Source organism: Hyphomicrobium sp. GJ21, assembly GCF_001006785.1.
In the GTDB taxonomy this organism is placed as follows: domain Bacteria; phylum Pseudomonadota; class Alphaproteobacteria; order Rhizobiales; family Hyphomicrobiaceae; genus Hyphomicrobium_B.
The window spans coordinates 709,437-730,423 of the sequence record NZ_CDHO01000003.1 but is presented as its reverse complement, the minus strand read 5'-3'; the positions used below and the strand labels follow the sequence as shown (position 1 = coordinate 730,423).

Annotated in this window: 21 protein-coding genes, 1 tRNA gene and 1 riboswitch; of the genes, 9 read left to right on the top strand and 13 right to left on the bottom strand. The window is 59.1% G+C overall.

Going from position 1 to position 20,987, the window contains the following annotated elements; translation table 11 throughout:
* Positions 1 to 18 precede the first annotated feature (18 nt).
* Together HYPGJ_RS11775 and HYPGJ_RS11770 are read right to left on the bottom strand one after the other, a co-directional pair.
* Positions 19 to 1,107, bottom strand: coding sequence for a quinone-dependent dihydroorotate dehydrogenase (locus HYPGJ_RS11775; RefSeq protein ID WP_046847329.1), 1,089 nt, complete (start codon positions 1,105 to 1,107; stop codon positions 19 to 21).
* Entirely contained in the window at positions 1,101 to 1,454 is a 354-nt protein-coding gene (locus HYPGJ_RS11770; protein ID WP_046847328.1) for a DUF952 domain-containing protein, read from the bottom strand. Before HYPGJ_RS11770 ends, HYPGJ_RS11775 begins: the two co-directional genes overlap by 7 nt.
* A 161-nt stretch (positions 1,455 to 1,615) precedes the next feature.
* Between HYPGJ_RS11770 and HYPGJ_RS11765 the strand changes: the two genes are divergently transcribed.
* Positions 1,616 to 3,421: a DUF262 domain-containing protein gene (locus tag HYPGJ_RS11765; RefSeq protein ID WP_083984115.1), complete on the top strand. Its 1,806-nt coding sequence runs from the start codon at positions 1,616 to 1,618 to the stop codon at positions 3,419 to 3,421.
* A gap of 15 nt (positions 3,422 to 3,436) precedes the next feature.
* Here the strand turns inward: HYPGJ_RS11765 and HYPGJ_RS11760 are convergent, their stop codons facing one another.
* The gene (locus HYPGJ_RS11760) at positions 3,437 to 5,089 is read right to left on the bottom strand and encodes a lysine--tRNA ligase (protein ID WP_046847327.1); all 1,653 of its coding nucleotides are present in this window, start codon (positions 5,087 to 5,089) and stop codon (positions 3,437 to 3,439) included.
* Between the two features lie 117 nt (positions 5,090 to 5,206).
* Positions 5,207 to 5,809 (bottom strand): alpha/beta family hydrolase, encoded by a 603-nt coding sequence (locus tag HYPGJ_RS11755; RefSeq protein ID WP_348270905.1) that lies wholly within the window; start codon positions 5,807 to 5,809, stop codon positions 5,207 to 5,209.
* Positions 5,810 to 6,082: 273 nt separating this feature from the next.
* On the opposite strand from HYPGJ_RS11755, the gene mepA reads away from it, so the two are divergent.
* Positions 6,083 to 7,558: a penicillin-insensitive murein endopeptidase gene (gene mepA, locus HYPGJ_RS19585; protein ID WP_046847325.1), complete on the top strand. Its 1,476-nt coding sequence runs from the start codon at positions 6,083 to 6,085 to the stop codon at positions 7,556 to 7,558.
* A 41-nt stretch (positions 7,559 to 7,599) separates the two neighbouring features.
* Here the strand turns inward: mepA and msrA are convergent, their stop codons facing one another.
* Both msrA and HYPGJ_RS11740 read right to left on the bottom strand, forming a co-directional pair.
* Entirely contained in the window at positions 7,600 to 8,247 is a 648-nt protein-coding gene (gene msrA / locus HYPGJ_RS11745; protein ID WP_046847324.1) for a peptide-methionine (S)-S-oxide reductase MsrA, read from the bottom strand.
* Positions 8,248 to 8,362: 115 nt separating this feature from the next.
* Positions 8,363 to 8,860, bottom strand: coding sequence for a hypothetical protein (locus HYPGJ_RS11740; protein ID WP_046847323.1), 498 nt, complete (start codon positions 8,858 to 8,860; stop codon positions 8,363 to 8,365).
* Positions 8,861 to 9,011: 151 nt separating this feature from the next.
* Between HYPGJ_RS11740 and HYPGJ_RS11735 the strand changes: the two genes are divergently transcribed.
* Together HYPGJ_RS11735 and HYPGJ_RS11730 are read left to right on the top strand one after the other, a co-directional pair.
* Positions 9,012 to 9,101 (top strand) — tRNA-Ser (locus HYPGJ_RS11735).
* A gap of 174 nt (positions 9,102 to 9,275) precedes the next feature.
* Positions 9,276 to 10,499 carry a site-specific integrase gene (locus HYPGJ_RS11730; RefSeq protein WP_046848363.1) on the top strand — a complete coding sequence of 408 codons (1,224 nt, stop codon included), beginning with the start codon at positions 9,276 to 9,278 and terminating at the stop codon, positions 10,497 to 10,499.
* Between the two features lie 44 nt (positions 10,500 to 10,543).
* Here the strand turns inward: HYPGJ_RS11730 and HYPGJ_RS11720 are convergent, their stop codons facing one another.
* A complete protein-coding gene (locus HYPGJ_RS11720) occupies positions 10,544 to 10,795 on the bottom strand; it encodes a hypothetical protein (RefSeq protein WP_046847322.1) in 252 nt (83 codons plus the stop codon).
* Positions 10,796 to 11,536: 741 nt separating this feature from the next.
* Between HYPGJ_RS11720 and HYPGJ_RS11710 the strand changes: the two genes are divergently transcribed.
* Positions 11,537 to 12,538, top strand: coding sequence for an HWE histidine kinase domain-containing protein (locus HYPGJ_RS11710; protein ID WP_046847320.1), 1,002 nt, complete (start codon positions 11,537 to 11,539; stop codon positions 12,536 to 12,538).
* Between the two features lie 16 nt (positions 12,539 to 12,554).
* Positions 12,555 to 12,908, top strand: a complete 354-nt coding sequence (locus HYPGJ_RS11705; protein ID WP_046847319.1) for a response regulator — start codon at positions 12,555 to 12,557, stop codon at positions 12,906 to 12,908.
* Positions 12,909 to 13,208: 300 nt separating this feature from the next.
* Here HYPGJ_RS11705 and HYPGJ_RS11700 read toward each other — a convergent pair whose 3' ends face one another.
* The 4 genes from HYPGJ_RS11700 to HYPGJ_RS11685 all read right to left on the bottom strand — a co-directional run bounded on the left by HYPGJ_RS11700 (position 13,209) and on the right by HYPGJ_RS11685 (position 16,571).
* Positions 13,209 to 13,550 carry a cupin domain-containing protein gene (locus HYPGJ_RS11700; protein WP_046847318.1) on the bottom strand — a complete coding sequence of 114 codons (342 nt, stop codon included), beginning with the start codon at positions 13,548 to 13,550 and terminating at the stop codon, positions 13,209 to 13,211.
* A 61-nt stretch (positions 13,551 to 13,611) separates the two neighbouring features.
* On the bottom strand, positions 13,612 to 14,637 hold the full coding sequence (locus HYPGJ_RS11695; protein ID WP_046847317.1) for a response regulator: 1,026 nt from the start codon (positions 14,635 to 14,637) through the stop codon (positions 13,612 to 13,614).
* Between the two features lies 1 nt (position 14,638).
* Entirely contained in the window at positions 14,639 to 15,052 is a 414-nt protein-coding gene (locus HYPGJ_RS11690) for a response regulator (protein WP_046848362.1), read from the bottom strand.
* A gap of 25 nt (positions 15,053 to 15,077) precedes the next feature.
* Entirely contained in the window at positions 15,078 to 16,571 is a 1,494-nt protein-coding gene (locus tag HYPGJ_RS11685) for a CHASE3 domain-containing protein (protein WP_046847316.1), read from the bottom strand.
* Positions 16,572 to 16,696: 125 nt separating this feature from the next.
* On the opposite strand from HYPGJ_RS11685, the gene HYPGJ_RS11680 reads away from it, so the two are divergent.
* Positions 16,697 to 17,164, top strand: a complete 468-nt coding sequence (locus HYPGJ_RS11680; RefSeq protein ID WP_070104068.1) for a PRC-barrel domain-containing protein — start codon at positions 16,697 to 16,699, stop codon at positions 17,162 to 17,164.
* Positions 17,165 to 17,166: 2 nt separating this feature from the next.
* Here HYPGJ_RS11680 and HYPGJ_RS19545 read toward each other — a convergent pair whose 3' ends face one another.
* Positions 17,167 to 17,301 (bottom strand): hypothetical protein, encoded by a 135-nt coding sequence (locus HYPGJ_RS19545; protein WP_280136164.1) that lies wholly within the window; start codon positions 17,299 to 17,301, stop codon positions 17,167 to 17,169.
* A gap of 74 nt (positions 17,302 to 17,375) precedes the next feature.
* Between HYPGJ_RS19545 and HYPGJ_RS11675 the strand changes: the two genes are divergently transcribed.
* Positions 17,376 to 17,666 (top strand): hypothetical protein, encoded by a 291-nt coding sequence (locus HYPGJ_RS11675; RefSeq protein WP_046847315.1) that lies wholly within the window; start codon positions 17,376 to 17,378, stop codon positions 17,664 to 17,666.
* Positions 17,667 to 18,142: 476 nt separating this feature from the next.
* Here the strand turns inward: HYPGJ_RS11675 and HYPGJ_RS19235 are convergent, their stop codons facing one another.
* Positions 18,143 to 18,313 (bottom strand): hypothetical protein, encoded by a 171-nt coding sequence (locus tag HYPGJ_RS19235; protein WP_159108301.1) that lies wholly within the window; start codon positions 18,311 to 18,313, stop codon positions 18,143 to 18,145.
* 542 nt (positions 18,314 to 18,855) lie between these two features.
* Positions 18,856 to 18,918, top strand: a riboswitch (Fluoride riboswitch).
* Positions 18,919 to 19,149: 231 nt separating this feature from the next.
* Between HYPGJ_RS19235 and HYPGJ_RS11670 the strand changes: the two genes are divergently transcribed.
* The gene (locus tag HYPGJ_RS11670) at positions 19,150 to 20,976 is read left to right on the top strand and encodes a methanol/ethanol family PQQ-dependent dehydrogenase (protein WP_046847314.1); all 1,827 of its coding nucleotides are present in this window, start codon (positions 19,150 to 19,152) and stop codon (positions 20,974 to 20,976) included.
* The last annotated feature ends 11 nt before the right edge of the window (positions 20,977 to 20,987 follow it).

Sequence of the window (20,987 nt, the reverse complement as noted above, 5' to 3'; positions counted from 1 at the left end):
GGAACCGCGCGCCTCAGTTTACAATGGTAAGGCGGCCCATTGTTTGGCTTTGGTGCCGCGCAATGCGCCGACGTCCGAATAGCCGCGGCGGCGCACGTCACGCGCAAGTTGCGATTTAATTTCGCCGATGAGGCCCGGTCCGGCATAGACCAATCCGGTATAGACCTGCAGCAACGTCGCGCCGGCCTCGATTTTTTCGAGTGCCGTCTCGCCGCTATCGATGCCGCCGATACCGATCAGCGGAATCCTGCCGCCGGTTTGTTCGAACACGCGGGCGAGCATGACGGTCGAGCGGCGGAACAGCGGGCGGCCAGAGAGACCTCCGGATTTCGTGGATTGAGCGTCGCTCAGCCCGTCGCGCGACAGGGTTGTGTTCGAGACCGCGATGCCGTCGACGGCGTGCGCGACGAGGCGCTCGCAAATCGGGGCAATGTCGTCCGGCGCAACGTCGGGTGCGATTTTCACGATGATCGGTCGTCGTGGGATGCCCTGCGAGACGGCGCGGGCTCTGGCGTCCATGACGCGCGAAAGCAGTTCGTCGAGCGCGGCGGGCGCTTGCAGATCGCGCAGCCCCGGCGTGTTGGGAGACGAAATGTTCACCGTGAAGTAGCTCGCGACATGCGAGAACGTCTCGATGCCTTTCGCATAGTCGCCCGGACGGTCGGTGCTGTCTTTGTTGGCTCCGATGTTGACGCCGACGATGCCGTTCTTATCCTTGCGCGCTTCAAGTCGCGCCAGCGCAGCGGCATGTCCGCCGTTGTTGAAGCCGAGGCTGTTGATCAGGGCGCGGTCGCCGACGAGGCGGAAGACGCGCGGCTTCGGATTCCCCGATTGCGGTCGCGGCGTCACGGTGCCGATCTCGGCGAACCCGCAGCCCATCGCGAGCACGGCGTCGGCGGCGCGCGCGTCCTTGTCGTAGCCTGCGGCAACGCCGATCGGGTTTGGGAATTCGAGGCCGAATACATTTTGGCGGAGCACGGCGTCATCCTCGCCGAGCGAACGAGGATGCAGGCCGCGTTCGAGCGCCTTGATGGTCGCTTCGTGCGCGTCTTCCGGATCGAGCGCAAACAGGGCTGGCCGAGCGAACCGATAAAGGGTGTTCAGCATACGAACCATTCGTCCTGCATAATGTGCGAGCCGGAGGGGCTCATTTCCAGTTTGCGTTCCCACGACGCGCTCGCGACGGGAAGGCGACCGTAATAATGCGGGAAGAGCGCACCGCCGCGGGATGCTTCCCATTTAAGGTGCGGATCCAGCTTTTGTTCCTCGAACGCTATCAGAATGAGATCGGTTTTGCCGCTGAAATGCTTCTCTAAAGTTCCAGAAAGCTGGGACTTCGAGGAGAGGTGGATGAAGCCGTCGCGGACATCGTCGGCCGAGCCGGCGTAAAATCCGTCGGTCACCGCTTGTCGCCAGTCAACGACTGTGGCGATTTTGTAGACGATCTGTTTCATTCAAAAGAACGACTTTGACGCTGCGTCTCACGTGAACCATATTTTGTGACGTGAACGGGAGTAGCGGTTGTTCGCGATCGTTGGTATCACGATCGGATATCTGCACAACCGGGTTTAGCGAATGGCGCGACACATGAACACGCAGGATCAAGGTCCGGCTCGTGCGCGCGCCAGACGAAAAGGTCGAAGTCTCCGTGTATCCAACGGCATCTCTCAGTATTTCCGAGCTTCTGTCCGGCCCTTACCTTCTCAATATTCCGATATTTCAACGCCCATACTCCTGGGGCCGTGAACAAGCAGAACAACTGCTCGACGATTTGATGGAAGCCGCGGGCATCGGGTTCGGAGGCGTGCCCGATCGCGACTATTTTTTGGGCGCCGTCGTGTTGATGGACGAGCCGGGCGTTCTGACGACCAAGCTGTCGGCCCGGATGTCGCCTCGCGAATTCGGTGTCATCGACGGTCAGCAGCGTGTGGTCACGCTGATGACGCTGCTGGCGGTGCTGCGCGATCTCGAGGTCGGTCCGAGGACGGCCTTGATCAAACGCGTTCAAGGCATGCTTCTGGCGCAACAAGGCTCGAGATTTCGCCGTACCGAGCGGTTCCGGCTGCACTTGGCGGGACGTGAGCGCGCGAGCTTCGAGAACAATATTTTACGTCTGGGCAAGTCGGTTCTGCCGCCAGACGTGCTGCCGATTTCGCATGCGGAAGCGACGCTGATCGAGGTCCGCGATCGATTTCGCGCGGTGCTGGCGGATCTGCCGAGGACGGCCCGCAAGGCGCTTGCCGATTTCATCGCGGATCGTTGCTATGTCGTCGTCATCGTCGGGACCGACATCGACCGCTCGCACCAGATGTTCGTCGTCCTGAACGAGCGCGGCAAAAAACTGCAACGCGACGATATTCTGAAATCGGACATCTTGAGCCGGATGACGACCGGAGATGTCGGGTGGGCTGCGCGGACGTGGGACGATCTGAGCCTCGCGATGGGCGAGGATTTCGAGGCGTTTTTCGGACATCTTCGAACGATTTTCGGATATGCGCGACTGCCGATCGTTACCGGCGTGCGGCGGGTGATCCGCGATGCGGGCGGATCGGAAGCATTTTTCAGGGACGTTTTCGTCCCCTACGCCAAGGCCTATGCTCTGGTCCGCAACGAGGGAGACAACGTGCTTCCCGGCGACATGCCGAGGCTGCTCCGGTATTTGAACCGTCTGCCGGATGCGGACTGGGCGCCTGCCGCGATCCTTGCGCTCAAGCAGTGGACGAGCAATCCGGATCGGGCGGCGTTCCTGCTCGCCGAAATCGAGCGCTTGGCAATGCTCACGCGAATGCTTTGCGCGGGCTCAGGCAAGCGGACGCGGCGTTTTGCGGAGCTGATCAAGGTCATCCGGTCGGAAGAGCCGATCGACGAGACGCATCCAGCTTTGCAAATGTCACGGGATGAAGTCCGCAGCATCGCATTTCATCTCAGAGATCTTCACAAGCGCAATCCGAAGATCTGCCGCTTGCTGCTGATGCGTCTCAGCGACGAGATGGGCGATGCCGCGATCATGACCGATCCCGATCTCTATACGATCGAGCACGTCCTGCCGCAGCGGCCGTCGGCGTCGAGCGCGTGGCGGCAGAGCGTTCCGAGTGCCGAAGTGCGCGCCGAGCTCGTCGACTGTCTCGGCAACCTCGTTCTCATCACGCAGCAGGAGAACGACCGGGCGCGCAACGCGTCGTGGGCGGAGAAGAAGGAAATCTACGGCACGATTTCCGTGGGCAATGCACCGTTGCTTGCGGTCACGCGCGATGTTCTTGGCGAGCGCGACTGGCGGCGGCCTGAAATCGAGGCGCGCGAGCAACGTCTGATCGCGCTGATCGAAAAAATCTGGCGCGTTGATCTCAAATCGCAGCGCCCGTCTTCGCGAAACCTCGCGCCGATTGAAGATCAGAAAAAGCCGATGCCGCCCGCCGCTTGATCCAACGTAACGCAATCAAGCGGTTGCGAGGGAACCGCTGAGTGCTTTGGCGATCAGGGCGCGCGTTTCGGGAATTCCATAAAGCGCGACGAACGTCCCGAGACGCGGCCCACGCTCCTGTCCCAGCAGAATTTCGTAGATGGCCTGGAACCAGTCGAGCTTCACGCCGGGGCCGCCGCTGGGGCTGACCTTGGTCGGGTCCTGATACCGCGGGATGGCGCGGCCAACATCGAGCAGCGCGTTCTGAATCGTGTCGCCGTCGGCGCCTGCCGGTAGCGATGCGAGCGTTGCATCCAAGCTTTGCAGCGCCGAGATTTCGACGTCGTCGGGCGCGCGGAACTTCTTCGTCGGTTTGACGAAGTCCTCGTAGTAGCGGATCGCATAGCCCGCGAGGCGATCGAGGATCGGATTATTCTCGGGCGTTGCGCCTGGCGCATAGCGCGCCAGGAAGCCCCAGAGCACGTCCTTGCTGTGCGCGTGCGAAACCGACACCAGATTCAAGAGCAGGCCGAAAGTGATCGGCAGTTCCGGCTTCGGCGGCTGGGCCGCATGGATGTGCCAGACGGGATTGTCGAGCTGCTGCTTGCCGTCCTGCTTCGGATAGGCAGACAGGAACTGCAGGTATTCGTCGACAGCGCGCGGGATGACGTCGAAGTAGAGCTTCTTGGCGCTTCTCGGCTTCTGGAACATGAAGAGCGCGAGGCTTTCCGGCGAAGCATACGTCAGCCACTGGTCGATGGTGATGCCGTTGCCCTTGGACTTCGAAATCTTCTCGCCGTTCTCGTCGAGGAAGAGTTCGTAGACGTAATGCTGAGGCGCGACGCCGCCGAGGATTTCGCAAATCCGGTCGTAGATCGGGGCGTTTGTCTGGTGGTCCTTGCCGAACATCTCGAAGTCGACGCCGAGCGCGGCCCACCGCATGCCGAAGTCGGGCTTCCATTGCAGCTTCACGTGGCCGCCGGTGACGGGGAGCGTTACGTCGCGGCCATCCTCGTCGGCGAAGGTGATCGTGCCGGCCTTGGCGTCGACTTCCTTCATCGGCACGTAAAGCACGCGGCCGCTCGTCGGCGAAATGGGAAGAAACGGGCTGTAGCTTGCCTGGCGTTCGGCGCCGAGCGTCGGCAGCATCACGGCCATGATGTCGTCGTAGCGTTCGACCGCGCGGAGGAGCACTTCGTCGAAGCGGCCGGCCTTATAGTATTCAGTCGCGCTCGCGAATTCGTAATCGAAGCCGAAGGTGTCGAGGAAGCGGCGGAGCATCGCGTTGTTGTGGTCGCCGAAGCTCGGATAATCGCCACCGAAGGGATTGGGCACTTTGGTCAGTGGCATCTGGATGTAGGGTTCCAGCGCCTTCTTGTCCGGTACGGTGTCCGGAATCTTACGCATGCCGTCCATGTCGTCGGAAAAGCAGAGCAGTCGCGTCTTGCGCTTGCCTTCGGTCAGAAGTTCGAAGGCGTGGCGGACCATCGTCGTGCGCGCGACCTCGCCGAAGGTGCCGATGTGCGGCAGGCCGGAGGGTCCGTAGCCGGTTTCGAACAAGACCGTCTTATCGGCGCCGCCCGGAAGCCGTTCGAGCCGCTTGATCAGCCGCCGGGCTTCTTCGAATGGCCATGCCTTCGAGGCTTCGCTGGCGGCGACTTGGTCGGCGGTGAAGGCAAGGGAGGTCATTTGCGGCGGCTATCTTTATTTTTCTGAACGGCTTGAGAAATATGAGCGGGCGGAGGACATGAAGCCGTCTCCGGTCGGCTGGCTAGGCGCGCACCGTAGGTTGCACGCGTGATTGCGTCAACGCGGCTGCGGCAGGCTCGAGATAAATGCCGCAACGGCGTCCGCCGCTTCCGCGAGATTGCCTTTGCGTGTGAAGCCGGAACGCCCGCGCGGGCCGAAATCGTGGTCGCCGTCGTTCATCCAGACCAGCTTGATGCTTTTCGATAGCGGCAAGGCTTCGACCTCGGCGCGGTTGCCGAACGGATCGCGTTCGCCCTGGACGATGAGCGCTGGACATTTCAGCGTTTCGAGATGGGCCGTGCGCAGCTTTTCGGGCATGTGCGGCGGATGAAACGGATAGCCGAGGCAGACGAGGCCGGAGATTTTTCCCTCGGCATAAAGCTCGTCGGCGATCAGGCTTGCGACTCGGCCGCCTAACGACTTTCCGCCGATGACCGGTTTCGATTTTTTCCAGTTTTTCGTCAGGACGTGGACGGTGTCGCGATATTGCGCCGTCAATGCTTCGGCTTTCGGCGGCGGGCGCTTCGAGCCGCCGGTGCGCCGTGCCGACATGTAGCCGAATTCGAAGCCGGTCGTCGCGATGCCGCGCGCCGCCAGAAGCTCCATGATGCTGGCGAAGAATGGCGACTCGACGCCTGCTCCCGCGCCGTGGGCGAGGATAAGGCGATTGCGGGCGGTCGCGGTGCCGGTTTCAATGGAAAATGTCAGAGCTGATCCTTTCGCTCAATCGGGTCTGCTTCATAGCGAGGGAACTTCCGAAATTGAACACTGGTTGTTCGCGCATCGGCGCTGTTTAATGCGCTGATCTGGTTTTCCAATGCCGGTTTTTGGGTCACGCCCGAGCGGCATTGAGGCGTTTCTGGATTGCAGGTCGGATTTTTGCCCGACTATGGAGTAAAAGGGGACTGGTCTTACGCAAAAGCGGGATTGGGCATGAGGGCCGTGAGGCTATTCGCGCTGTTTTTCGCGCCAAGTCTGGCTGGATTATTCCTTGCCGGGGCAGCTGGACTGTCGCCGGTCGCTCCCGCTTATGCCGATCCCACGCAGGCCGATCCGCAATCGAACGCGAAAGGCGGGCAGCCAGCCCTGGCGAAGCCGAGCCCTGATCCGAAAGCGGCTCCAGCGAGCGGCGAACACAAACTGCCTGCGTTCGCACCTGGCAACGGTTTTCTGACGCAAGCGGCGGATGGCTCTTCGGATGCAGAGGGCGGCGGCGCAACAGAGCCCGACAGCGACTCGGCCGCGAAGGATGTGACCACTGCGTCGCCTCCGCCCGAAAGTTCCACCGCACGAACGATTACGCTCACGACGGAGCCGATCGCCGGAACCAGCACGTCGATCACAGCGAGCCTCAAGGCCGGTGGCGCGGCGCCAAAATGGCCGGAATTCGTCGGCGCCAAAAAGCTGTTCGGCGTCGTGAAAAAGCCGGCGCCGCTGGCCGCCCGCGCGATCGGCTATTATTCACGCGGCTGTCTGTCGGGCGCGGAAGCTCTGCCGATCGACGGGCCGGCCTGGCAGGAGATGCGCTTGTCGCGCAATCGCAACTGGGGCCATCCGCAGCTCATTTCGCTGATCAAGACATTTGCCGACGATGCGCAGAAGCAGGACGGCTGGCCGGGTCTTCTGGTTGGCGATATCGCTCAGCCGCGCGGCGGCCCGATGATCACGGGGCACGCGAGCCATCAGGTCGGTCTCGATGCCGACATCTGGTTGACGCCAATGCCGAAGCGGCGGCTGACTCGCAAAGAACGTGAGACGCTCAATGCGACCTCGATGCTCGATGACACGGGCGTCGCCGTCGATCCGAAGGTGTTCACGGACAAGCAGGTGTCGCTGATCAAGCGCGCCGCGTCATATCCGGAAGTCGAGCGCATCTTTGTGCATCCGGCGATCAAGAAGGCGCTGTGCACGGCGGCCGGAACGGACCGTCAGTGGCTCGGCAAAGTGCGGCCGTTCTACGGGCATTACTATCATTTCCATATGCGCATCAAATGCCCGGCGGACTTTGCCGGGTGCAAGCCGCAGCCGCCTCCGACAGGCGACGATGGCTGCGGGAAAGAAGTCGATCAGTGGCTGGCGAAGGTGATCCCGGCTAAGCCGTCGACGTCGCCGCCCATCCCGAAACCGCCCCAGAGTGTCAGCGTGCGTCCGCCGGCGCCTCCGATCATGCTCGCGGATCTGCCGCCGGAGTGCCGCGCGCTTCTTGCCGCCGATCCGGACCCGGTGCCAGTTCCGAAAGAGGCGCTGATGTCGAAGGTCGCCGTGCATCAGGTTCTGGCAAAAGCGGCGGCGGCGCGTGCAGCGTTCGCACGGTCGGCCGGTCTCGCGATTGTTCCAGCGTCAGCGGCCGCGGCGCATCCGGCGCTTCGGCCGCATGTCAAAAAGACGACCACCGCCGAGACGAAGTGATCGTCCCGGCGGCGGGTTATCGAGATGCCTTCCGGTAAATATCAGGCGTTTGGCGACGGGCAGGTAACGCCGGTTCCTGCCAAGCCGCAGTATCCGTGCGGAACCTTCGCCAGATATTGCTGGTGGTAATCTTCGGCCAGATAGACCGGACCGGCGCTTTTGATCTCCGTCGTGATCGGACCGTAGCCCTTGGCGGCAATGGCTTTGGCGTAGGCCTGCTCGGAGGCGCGGGCGGCTCCGAGCTGGCCGGGCGTCGTCGTGTAGATCGCCGAGCGGTATTGGGTGCCGACGTCGTTGCCCTGACGAAAGCCCTGCGTCGGGTCGTGCGCTTCCCAGAACGTCTTCAGCAGTCGCTCGTAGGGGAGCACTTTCGGGTCGTAAACCACGACGACAACTTCCGTGTGACCGCTGTGGCCGGAGCAGACCTCCTCGTAGGTCGGATTTTCGGTGAAGCCGCCGGCATAACCCACCGCCGTGATCCAGATGCCGTCTCCGAGCTGCCAGAACAGCCTCTCGGCACCCCAGAAGCATCCGAGCCCAAAGATCGCAACTTCGAGTCCATTGGGATAGGGCCCGTGGAGAGGGCGCGAGAACAGATAATGCTCGGCGGATGCAGGCAGGATCGGCGTTGACCTGCCGCGCAGAGCGGTCTCAGGCGTCGGCATGGCGGCGCGGCTTTTGGCGAACATGGATTTGCTCCTTTTTCTTCTTGAAACGTTGCGACCTTTATACGGCGCTCAGAGCAAGAACGTTGCAGGGGCGGGACAATTCTGCCGTCAGCCGGGGTGCGGCAGGTCGATCCTATCAGTAGTCGTTGACGAATATGCGGACACGCCGCCTTGGCCGCCCCAGAAACCCGGCTCCAACGGCGAACAGCAGAAATAGCAGCCAAGCCGGGAGCGATAGAAACGACGTAAGCAGCGGGTCCCAAACGAATGCACCTGTTGCATTCTCGATCGTGCGCTGGAGCGCGGCGACGAACGTCGGCGCGAGCGACTGCAAATGCTGCAACAGGGACATCGTGCCCGGACCCTGGCCGTCGACGGCCGGGCGGGAAACGTCGGAGGCGAACGAGATCAGGGCGAACAATGCGAAGAGAGCCGCGAGAAATCGCATCAATATCCGGGGCCGCGTGTCAGGGCTTACGATCGCGACGATCAAGGCTGCGAAGAACGCCAGCCCGGCGATCCGAAACAGCCAGTGATTCGGCGGTTCGCCGGTCGCGTGCCATACCCAGACGGCAGCTGCAACACATGAAATCGATAAAACGGCCAGCGTTTTGAGGAGTTGCGAACTGGTCATGGAGCCCGTTTGCTTAATTACCCGCGCTTTTTTGTGGCTCGGCGGGAGCGCGGTCAAGAGACACAGGCAAAGGATGTCAGGAACCTGTCAGTCACACGTTGCGCTGGGAGCCTCGATGCGTATAGTGCGCGCCGCCTAGCTAGTGCGCCGCGGAGAGATGGCCGAGTGGTTGAAGGCGCACGCCTGGAACGCGTGTAGGCTCGTAAGGGTCTCGTGGGTTCGAATCCCACTCTCTCCGCCATGACCGCCGATCCGCACTAGTCCAAAGCTGTCCAAGCAAGTGCGGAAAAATCAAGGAATATAGACCTAAACCGCTAATTTGGACTGTCCAAGCCGGTGTGGACAGGTTTCGGTTTGTTCTATGCCATCCCCAATCTTTTGTGGGATGAAATGTGGGTCGGTGAGATGGCCCATCATGTCCAGCAAGTCACATCCGAAAACCGCACCTTCGCGCGGCTCGAACGGCCTGACAGCCGTATTCGTCCGTCAGAAAAAAGCGCCCGGTCGCTATGGCGACGGTAATGGTCTCTACCTTGTCGTCGATCCATCTGGCGCGTCGCGCTGGGTGCTGCGCGTCATGTGTAATGGCAAGAGGCGAGACGTCGGTCTTGGTGGTTCTGCAACTGTGTCCTTGGCCGAAGCCCGCGATAAAGCGCATGAGCTTCGAAAGCTCGCAAAGGCAGGCGAAGATCCGGTCGCGGCTCGGCTTGCGCTTCGGGAAGGTGTGCCGACATTCGAGGAATGCGCACGCACCGTGCACAAGAACCGCAAATCGACGTGGCGCAACGGCAAGCACACCAATCAGTGGCTGAAGACGCTCCAACTCTATGCATTCCCGACAATCGGTAAGACGGCGGTCAACCGTATTGGCACGGCAGAAATCCTAAAGCTCCTACTGCCGATCTGGACGACGAAGGCCGAGACGGCTCGGCGAGTGCTTCAACGCGTCTCGACTATCATCGACTACGCCACGGCCTCCGGCATGCGGAGCGGCGAGAACCCGTGCCGGTTGGCCGTCCTTGGCCTCCCGAAGCAAACTGACGAGGTGGTGCACTTTGCGGCGCTGCCTTACTCAGATGTTCCTGGGTTCATTCGAAAGCTTCGAGCCTCTAACGCGGCGGAAATCACTAAGTTGGCGTTCGAGTTTTTGGTGTTGAACGCGTCCCGCAGCGGCGAAGTGAGGCTCGCGCCCAAGGGCGAGATCGATATCGATAGAGCACTCTGGACCATTCCGGCCGAACGGATGAAAGGCGGTAAGGAGCACGTCGTGCCGTTATCGCCGCGTGCGGCCGAGATCGCAAAGGCCGCCATCGCGCTTTTTCCCGAAGCCGAGCTGCTGTTTCCATCTCCCAACAACGCTAAGAAGCCCTTGAGCGACATGGCGCTGACTGAGTTGCTGCGACGGCTCAAGATCGAGGCGACAGCACATGGGTTCCGCAGCAGCTTTCGCGATTGGGCGAGCGAAGAAACGTCTCACTCGCGAGAGGTCGTGGAGATGGCACTCGCTCACACCATCGAGTCAAAGGTGGAAGCCGCGTACCGGAGAGGTAAGCTCCTGGAAAAGCGTCGCGCACTGATGTCGGATTGGGCGAACTTTGCGCTTGGCAACGGAATGTCGGCGGAACCACCTGACTCTTAATCAGCGGGTCCACGGTTCGAGTCCGTGATCACCCACCATTGTTTTCAAGACATTAGCGGATTTCGGCAGATGGCCAAAATTCGTCGGGTGCGATCCCGGTGCGATCCGGTGCAGCGATCGCGCGCAATTTCCGCCAGTCGCGGTGGCTTGATGCCGGCGGTTGGCGCATTGATCACGTCGGTGGCCATCATGCTGGTGTCAGGCATCGCCTTACCGACTGCGATTGCATCCTTGCGATCAACCTTGGAAACAATCGACAGACCGATTGCCCCTTTGGTGTAAACGAAGCGCTCCAAAGAGTGTTGTCCTCCGAAGGCGAAGGTCGATGCGGTCGGTGGATCAAGTCGCCCTCCCGCTACCAATAGCGGAAAACCTCGGCCCATTGTTTCCGAATCAAAGACGCGAGAGCGTTAGGCTGAGTGCATAGTCTGACGCCTAGCTTGAAGTGTCGTCGAACAAGTTGGAGGGCTGGTCCGGTAGAGGAACCTGCACACACGTTTCGAGCTTCACTAGAGAGCTGCAGGAGGTCTCGTGATGGTCCGTCCAAATCCGATGCGAAACGGAACGACCGAAACAGAAGAACGTGTGAAGGGCGCCGACAATTCCAGGGACACGCTCGTGATGCTCGTGGCTGGCTTTATATTGGCGTTTATCGCGGCGGCCGTGCTGTTTTGGATTTTTGGGATTTTCCCCTTTCATCATACGCCGACGGGAATCCCAGGCTAGCGGAAGAGAACATATCGCAGTTTGCGCGTTTAACCTCGAATGGCCGAATTCCGAGGATGCTGGCGGCGTGATCGGCAGCGTTCAGCCGTAATTGTTAGAGTGCATCAGAAGTGACCGCCGCCGCATCTGGAGGTCCAATCCAGAAAGAGTCTTTCTGCGCCGCGGCAATGATCCCGGCATTGAGAAAGTAGGTCTCTCAATGTCCCGAAGATTAACTAATGTGTAGGCCTGTATGCGAGCCCAACAACGGCATTTCGGCAGGCGATCAGGTATAGTACCCAGGTGCATCAGCCGCGACCTGGGGTTGGCTCATGAACCTGGAAGATTTCTACCGCGTTATTCGGAATGGCCATGTTCGCGCGCAGGGCATCGTCGACACTGTTCCAGATCCCCTCCTGGTTTTAGACCAGGAACTCACCGTTGAAACGGCCAATCGTGCTTTCCACGAAACCTTTAACGTCAGCCAGGACGAAACGATCGGAAAGCATCTCTACGAGCTTGGAAATGGCCAATGGGACATTCCAGAGCTTCGCCGACTGTTGGAAGATGTCATTCCCAAAAGCTCTTCGATCGTCGACTATGAAGTGACGCATGATTTTCCGAATCTCGGCCGGCGAACGATGCTTCTTACGGCCCACCGGCTCCACCATCCAGATAACATCAGCCGGACGCTTCTGCTCTCGATGGTTGACGCGACCGATCGCCGAAAGCAGGAGGTGGAAAAGGACGTTCTCATTGGCGAACTCCGTCATCGCGTAAAGAACCTCCTCGCTTTGGTCCAGGCGATGGCACGCCAAACTTCCGTGGAGGGTCGCTCGGGCGCGGAATATCGCGAGGCATTTCTTGGACGGTTCAACGCGCTCGTGCGAGCGCATGAATTTGCTTTTTCAGAAAACAAGGACGTTCCGCTTCAGCGCGTGGTCGAGCGAACGCTTGAGCCCTATACAGGAGTTTCTTCGGCGGTCCTGATAGAACCTGGCCCGCCGATTGTCCTCGCGTCGGAGCAGCTCCAGCCGCTCAGTCTGATTCTTCATGAGCTCGCAACGAATGCCGTTAAGTATGGCGCGCTATCGGCGCCCAACGGCCAGATCCGGGTCCGGTGGTCTTTCCAAGCCGAGGATGCTCAGCGATTGCGGTTGGATTGGGAGGAGGTTGGAGGACCTCCGGCATCGGCGCCGACGTCCACGGGCTTTGGAACGCGTCTCATCCAGGTCGCCGCGGCTGAACTGGGCGGCCATCCGGAACTCGCTTACGGTCCGGCAGGTTTGAAGGCAGAGATACTCATTCCGTTGCGACCATCGTCAGAAGGCTGACGTCGAGTGGGCCTGCGTGTCGAAAACCGTCCTTATTGTCGAAGATGAATTCCTGATCGCGCTGGATCTGACACTGGTGCTGGAGAAGCGCGGATGGTCCGTGCTCGGACCGGTAGCGAGCGTCGAAGAGGCGCTGCGCCTGCTGGAAGTTGAGACGCCGACGATAGCATTACTCGATGTCAATTTGGTGGACGGACCTGTGACATTAGTGGCCGAAGCGCTGAAGGCCCGTAACATCCCATTTGTCATGGCGAGCGCGCACAGCCGACCTGAACTTTACGGAGGCGACGTTCTGGCGGGAGCGCCCAATGTAGGTAAACCCACGGACGAGCTCGTGCTTCTTGCAGCTTTGGAGCGATCGCTGGAGTGAAGCGCGATAAGGCTTTGCCCACGATGGTCGAACACTGTGCTGGATGGGAACGCTGCATCGGAAAAAAACGTTAGCCTCATTCGCCGTGCATGGGCATGCGCGCTTGGCGCGAGATGCAGCACAATGAAAAGTAAAACCCCTACGGCGAAGCCGGACGACGACAGTTCGCAGCAACGGCGCCAACAGCAGCACAGAAGCTGAAGACCGCATCAAAGCCCGCGAAAATCTCTCCGAGAATACTGACAGCAAAAAGCGGCCGCACCAACGCCGGGGCAGATGAGCGCGAATTCGGCTGTTCCGCTAGGCTTTCGCTGCTGGCAGTTCGTCTCCGTCCGACGTGTACGCCGGCGGAACGTAGATGTTCAGCGTCTTAAGTGGCGACCGACCCGTGTTACGAATTTCGTGACGATCACCCCGCTGAATTAATATCAGCGACCCGGCTTCCAGGAGATAGGTGTGCCCATTGATCCGGGCTTCGCCGTCTCCGCTTTCGACGTAGAGCCACTGATCCGCTCCACTGTGGCGGTTGTCGGCGCCGCCCTCTTTGTCACCCACTGCAATCACCATCGACGCCGCCTGAGAATGGTCGTCGCCGATCAAAACGCGGAAGCCTTCAGCATAAGGCACGGAAAGGTGTTTCATCTTCGCCTCGAGAAGAGAGAGTTCGCATTTTGCGCGAAGCTCCGCCGGTCTACGAGAGTTACTATAGCTCGAATTGGAGCAATGCACGTGTTCCTGTCGCCACCGTCGGATAGCTGACGGAGCCCTGCAGTTTGGCGGTCATCGATGCAATCACCTTCGATCCAAGGCCGGTGCCTGCACTGGATGAGAGCTCGGTGAGCCCGACGCCGTCATCTTCGACGAATAAACATATGCTGCTACCGTCTCGCGTAACGCTGATGCGGATGTCGCCTTGGCGATTTGGATAGGCGTATTTATAAGCATTCGTCACAAGCTCGGTTGCGATGATGCCCACGGAGACGGCCTTATCCGTCGGCAAAGAGATGGGCACGCAATTCAGCTGTATCGGGTGCGTTCGTCCCTGATCTGTCATCGCGGCCCGAAGGTCATCGACGAGGCTGCCCAAATACTCCTTGAGATCGACACTACTCACGTCGTGAGATGTGTAGAGACGGCGATGGACTCCTGCGATAGCGATAATGCGAGCGCGCATCTGCTCCAGGAGCTGTTGCGCGGCTTCATCTTGCAGTGATGACTTTTGCAATCCGACCAAACCGGCGACGATCGCGAGAGAATTCGCGACCCTATGATTGACCTCCTTTAAAAGCATCTCTGCGCGGTCGCGGGCAGCGCGAACTTCCTTGTCGGCAGCCTCCTTTTCGCGGCGCAGCCGTTCTTGTTCAATTGCTGTTGAGACGGCTTTGACGAGCAATTCCCGGAAGTGCCCCTGTACATCCTTCCAAACGTAGTCGACGGCGCCCAATTTGAGCGCCGCGACGGCGATGCGACTGTCTTCGGATCCGGTGACATAGATGACGGGGGGATAGTCCGGCAGCGAACGGATATCCTTCATCACGTCGAGGCCGGTGTGACCCGGCATGTGATGGTCGAGAGCAACGATATCGTACGTTTCTGTGCGGAGAAGCGCGATCCCGGCGGATCCGGATTGCGCAAGGGACACATCAAAGCCGTTGGCTTCCAACGTCTTCTGAACAAGTCGCCCAATCCCAGGGTCGTCGTCGATGTACAGGATCTTGGGGCGCGGCATGCTACTGGATTTCCGGAACCTGGATAACGGAGAAGAAAAGACCGAGCTGCCGAATGGCATGCGCGAAATTCTCATAGTCGACGGGTTTTGTAATGTACACGTTGGCGCCGAGATCGTAGCAGCGCTGAATTTCCCGTTGGTCGTCCGTGGTCGTCAAAACCACGACGGGCGTGCGCTTGGTATGGGGATTGGCCTTGATTTTCTCCAAAATGCTGACGCCGCTCATATCGGGAAGATTCAAATCCAGCAGAACGAGGAGATGCCTTCTTGCACTTGCTTCGCCGCTTCCGTCGGCTCCGAATAGATAGGCCAGTGCGTCGGTGCCGTTTGTAAACGGCATAATCTCATTGTTAACGCCGGCTCTTCGGATGTTTCGCTCGATGAGCCGCGCATGCCCCTCGTCGTCCTCAATCATCACGATTCTGACGGGCGTCCCGTTGTTATCCACTCGATTGCTCCGCTACGGTTTGGAGTGTCTTGGGAAGTGTGACGCGGAAGGTCGTGCCATGTCCGAGTTCGGAAGTCATGGTAATTTCGCCGCCGAGGCGCCGAACGAGCGCGCGCACATGTGCCAGCCCGATACCTTCGCCCTGCTGGTCTTGCGGGCCCGCGCGGCGAAAAAGGTCAAATACCCGCTCATGGTCCACGGCAGCTATTCCCCGACCATTATCCTCAACGTCGATGACGACAGATCCCCAGGCGCCAGAGGCTTGCCGGATCGTGATTTCAGGTGGCCTGTCTGAAGCTCTGTATTTGATGGCATTGTCGACCAGATTGACGAAGATCTGCTCAAGCGCAAGACGATCGCTATGGAGGACGGGCAGGCGTGTTGCGATCGTGATCTGTCCTTCCAATTCGGACATCCGGTGCTGCACGTTGGTTAGGATGGACGCAAAGAACTCCTCTAGATTGATTTGTTCGGGAGTAAGGATGCGCTGACCTTCCCGCGATAGCTTCAAAATTGCTTTGATAAGGGCATCCATCTTGCTCGTCGATTTTCGGATGAAGCCGATCGATTCCGGCATGTCCGTTGTGATAACGGCCTTTGCGGTTGGACCAGAAGACAAGGTTTCAAGCTCAGGATCGTTCCCCAATTCCTTAAGAGTATCCAGGCTCGTCTCAAGTTCGCTCGTGTAGCCCATAACGTTGACGAGTGGCGATCGGAGATCGTGGCTCACGATATAGGCAAACCGCTGGATCTCATCATTGGCGCGCTTGAGGTCGCGCGTCCGTTCTGTCACACGGTCCTCTAGTCCAGTATTCAGAGTTTGAAGTTCAGACCGCGCGAACAATAGTTCTCTCGTGTATTTCAAGATGGTGGCGATCGCTCCCAATGCCGCAAGGAGAATGGCAAGCGCTGCACCGATGGCAAACTGGCGCGCTAAAGATGCATTTCCTCGCTGTTTCTCTACGCCCGCACCGAGCATTTGATTGACGCGGTCCGTTTCTTGACCGATCTGAGAGCGAATTTGATCCATCAAATCCTTACCGCGGTCGCTCGTTACAATAGCGAGTGCTTCGGCGGATTTTCCGGATTTCTTGAGTTCGACAGTCTCGGACAGTTCGTCCATCTTTGCTTGAACAGTCGACCGAATGTTATCGACGGCAGATTTTGCCGAGACGTCGTCTTGAAAAACCGCGGCAAGCGATTCCAGCCTCGGCTTGACGTTTCGGCCCGCCGACTCAAAGGGCGCCAAATAGCGGGGTTCACTTGTCAGCAGATAACCTCGCTGGCCCGTCTCAGCATTAAGCGTGGTGACCAACATGTTCGAGAGCGACGTCAGCCGTTCCCGCGCTTTTAAGACGTCAGTGGCGGCTGATTGTGTCTGTGCGACAAGCCAAAATGAAGCTGCTATTAACAGCATCAAGGCGACCAACGCCGCTGCCCCGAAAACATATGTCATACGGAGTGTGCGCTGCGAATTTTCAGTCATGCCTCAGTAAGTCCCCGGTAGTATCGCCGCTCTAACCGCCGATAGTTCTTTCAAAAGATCATCCTCGCCAAGCTGGAACCTAGGTTTCAGGATTGCCGTTACTCTTGAAATAACGAGGAGGTCACATGAATTCGCCTGATGAAACATTTACCCTCATATCGGCCGGTAAAGTGCAAGGTACGCCTGTCCTCTCCGCCGAGGGCGAGACATTGGGTGAAATCTACGACGTGATGCTTGAGAAACGGAGTGGAAAAATCGCTTATGCTCTGATGTCGTTCGGCGGCATTCTCGGTATTGGCACGAAGTATCATCCATTGCCCTGGCATGCGCTCAAATATGTTCCTGATGCTGGCGGCTACGTCGTCGGCATTCCACGGGAAGCGTTGCGATCCGGTCCGACGCTCGATGACACAAATGCGTGGGACAGACGACTGACAGAAACAATCGACGGCTATTATCAGGAATGGCCACGACACTCTGACGTCATTGAGGGGGCAGGGATCAGGTGTAACGATGCATCGCCACGACGCGGCCGAAGGATAAGAGAAAATCCTTTAAGCGTATTCAATTCGTATCGGGGCGATGGAGGCTAGCGTTAGGCCTTCTTTTTCTTGAAGTACTGAACTTGCCGCTCGCGTTTCTCTGCACCGCCTTTGGATTTGTAAGTGCCGAGATTCTTCCCTTTTTTCGAAACAAGGCGGTAGCCGGCCTTGACCTTTCGGATCGTCATTTTGGTGCTCCGCGTGAGATTCCACGTAGCCCATTAACGCGCCAGCGCCAGCGAATGTTTCAAACGAGAGCCAAATGAGCATTGAAGATCTCGTCAACCTTGCGATCCTCGCGCTCGTCATCGGCGTTTCCACGCTATTCAAGGGCATGCGCAAGCTCTGCGAAACAGAACGTCTGGCCATGAAGGTGCGGCGCGAGCTTCAGGAGTTTGCCGTACTGTTCAACTACGGCGCCCAAGAAGAACGACGCTTCAACCCGAGGGGTGCGCCGTTGGCAGCCGATGCGGCCGCTAATGCGCAAGCTGCGCCGCGCAGCGCGTGCAGGCCGACGTCAATGTTCGCTCGACGATCGATCCGATCCAGGTGACGGCATGGTCGCGAGCGTATCGTCGCCGCACAGCGCAAGCGCTGGGAGAAGTATCGCGCGGAAAAAAGGAATGAGCTCACACAAACCAAAGTTGCTGCGTTGCGATGAGCGTGCAGTGCAGAATCGAATTCGCTTGGTGAACGGAGGAACTCTACCCTACCGCTTGGGTTCCGGATCGATACGTTGGAAGGTGCCATGCGCAAGAAAGCGATCAACCGAATTTATACGCTGATCTAAGCGATCGAAGATCGGGTACGCTCATCCGAACAAGCGCTCGTGCCCCGCGATGATGATTACGAGCTCCGCGAAGCGAGGCACCGGCTTAACGTGGCCCTCGCCGATTTGAGGAACTCGGACTTCAGGCAACAGGATGCACCCAACGTTCGGTGACTTGGATAAAGAGCAAGGTCAAAATCGATAGCATCGCGCAATCCGTGCAGCTCTCGTCCGGTCCGGAATTGGCGAGAGTCTTTAACTCACATTACGGGAGCAGTGCCGTCGTACCATGTCTGGCCCGCCCTAATGAGTTGGCGCTGGGCAATCGTCACCGCTTCCTCGTGTGTTTTTGAGTTCGCGATGCCCACGAGTGCCCTGATCAATGCTCTGCGCCCTTGCTCGCGCAGAACGAGTTCCTGTTCTCCGTTCATAATGTGATCTCCCCCGAGAAGATAACGACATGAACCCAATTCTCAGCTTACGGCATTTCGATGACAGCAAAGCGAAGCACGGCAAACTTTAATGTTGTTCGCGAATGCCGATTTGGCGAAGCACTGCCGACTTCGGCGCGCTCGCCGCATCAAGCATCGCGCCTCTCCAAGACGTTACGTGCTCCTTCTTCGGCTTGCCCTGATGCGGAAGTCCTGCAGGCCGCTTATGCTCCTGCCCATGATGAGCAGCCATTTTGGGCGAATGGGGTGCCCATGCGGCGGCATGTCGTGATGTTCGTGAGACGAGATTTGCGAGTGCTGGAAATTGGAATTCGTGGAGGAGTTCGGGTGGATGGATACGAGCGCCTCGCGATCGCGGCAGCCTAAAGACTGCGTTGCGCTGACGAGATCATGTCGCTCGGATGCGCGATCGCCGTAGTCGACGCTGCAACAAAAAATCGATTACACATGCCGACCGTCAATAACGAAATCTCTCGGGTCCGTGAATTTTCGCGTTGACTCCGTGAGGGGTCGGGATAGTTTGGCAACTCGGGAATGGAATCTCCCGTATAACCGCCCCGATGGCTGATGATTCCTACTGCGTTGATGTCCTCACTCTTTGAGTGAGGCCGCGGTAGGGATATTTTCGTATGCCTGCCTCGGGAGAGCGCGTGTCTCTTTCATCAACTCGGAAAGTCGGGGGATGATGGAGACAGTTGAGCGGTTGAGCTTTCCACGCTTGCAACCCCTCTCTTCTGAACTCCCTCATCCTCCGGCGACAGCTGAGTGGGCTCAGCGGCGTCGCATGCTTGCGACGCTAGCATATGGAGGAAGTAATGAGGAAGTGGGCAAACTCCACGGCCGCCGTTGCTCTGCTGGTGTGTTCGTCGCCAGCCTGGGCCAACGAGGACGTGATAAAGCTTTCGAGCGACCCGGCGAACTGGGCGATTCAGTCGGGCGACTATAGCGGTCACCGCTATTCGAAGCTCGACCAGATCACGACGGACAACGTCGGCCAGCTCAAGGTCGCATGGACGTTCTCGACCGGCGTGCTTCGCGGTCACGAAGGCGGACCGATCGTCATCGGCAACACGATGTACGTTCATTCGGCGTTCCCGAACATCGTGTTCGCGCTCGATCTGGCGAACGAGCAGAAGATCATCTGGAAGTATGAGCCGAAGCAGGATCCCTCGGTCATTCCTGTGATGTGCTGCGATACGGTCAACCGCGGTGTCCAGTATGCTGAAGGCAAAATCTTCCTGCACCAGGCCGACACTTCGTTGGTCGCTCTCGATGCGAAGACCGGCAAGGAGCTTTGGAAGGTCGTCGACGGCGACCCGAAGAAAGGCGAGACCGGCACCGGCGCGCCGCTTGTTGTGAAAGACAAGGTGTTGATCGGAATCTCCGGCGCCGAGTTTGGCGTGCGATGCCACTTGACTGCCTATGACATCAATACGGGCAAGAAAGTCTGGCGCGCCTATTCGATGGGGCCGGATTCGGACATACTCGTCGATCCGGAGAAGACGATGTCGCTCGGCAAACCGGTCGGCAAGGACTCGTCCTTGAAGACCTGGAATGGCGATCAGTGGAAGATCGGCGGCGGTTCGACGTGGGGCTACATGGCCTACGATCCGGATCTCAACATGGTCTACTACGGTACGGGCAATCCTTCGACCTGGAACGCCGCTCAGCGCGCTGGGCCGGACGGCAAGCCGATCGACCAGAAGTGGTCGATGACGTACTTCGGGCGTGACGTCGATACCGGCATCGCGAAGTGGGCGTATCAGATGACGCCGTTCGACGAATGGGACTATGACGGCATCAACGAGTCTCTGCTCGCGACCTTGGACATCAAGGGTCAGAAGCACAAGACGCTCACGCACTTCGATCGCAACGGCTTCGGCTACACGATCGATCGCGAGACAGGAGAGCCGCTCGTTGCTGAGAAGTACGACCCGGCCGTGAACTGGGCGTCCGGGATCGATCTCGACAAGTCGAGCCCGAATTACGGCCGTCCGATCCGCGATCCGAAGTATTCGACCTTTGCGGCAGGCAAGGGCACCGATGTGAACCACAAGGGCATCTGCCCTGCGGCTCTCGGCTCCAAGGACCAGCAGCCGGCTTCGTATTCGGAGTTGACGGGCTTGTTCTATGTTCCGACCAACCACGTGTGCATGGACTACGAACCCTTCAAGGTCTCCTACACGGCGGGTCAGCCTTACGTTGGTGCGACGCTGTCGATGTATCCGGCTCCCGACAGCCATGGCGGCATGGGTAACTTCATTGCCTGGGATGGTGCACAGGGCAAGATCGTCTGGTCGAAGCCTGAGCAGTTCTCGGTGTGGTCAGGTGCTCTAACGACCGCTGGCGGCATCGCGTTCTACGGTACGCTCGAGGGCTACTTCAAAGCCGTCGACCAGAAGGATGGCAAGGAGTTGTTCAGGTTCAAGACGCCGTCGGGCATCATCGGCAACGCGATGACCTATCTGCATGATGGGAAACAGTACGTTGCCGTGTACTCGGGTGTTGGCGGTTGGGCCGGTATCGGTCTCGCGGCTGGCCTCACCAATCCGACCGATGGTCTCGGTGCCGTGGGCGGCTACTCCGGCCTCAAACAGTACACCAACCTTGGTGGCTCGCTCACCGTCTTCTCGCTGCCGTAGCGCTTCCTCCA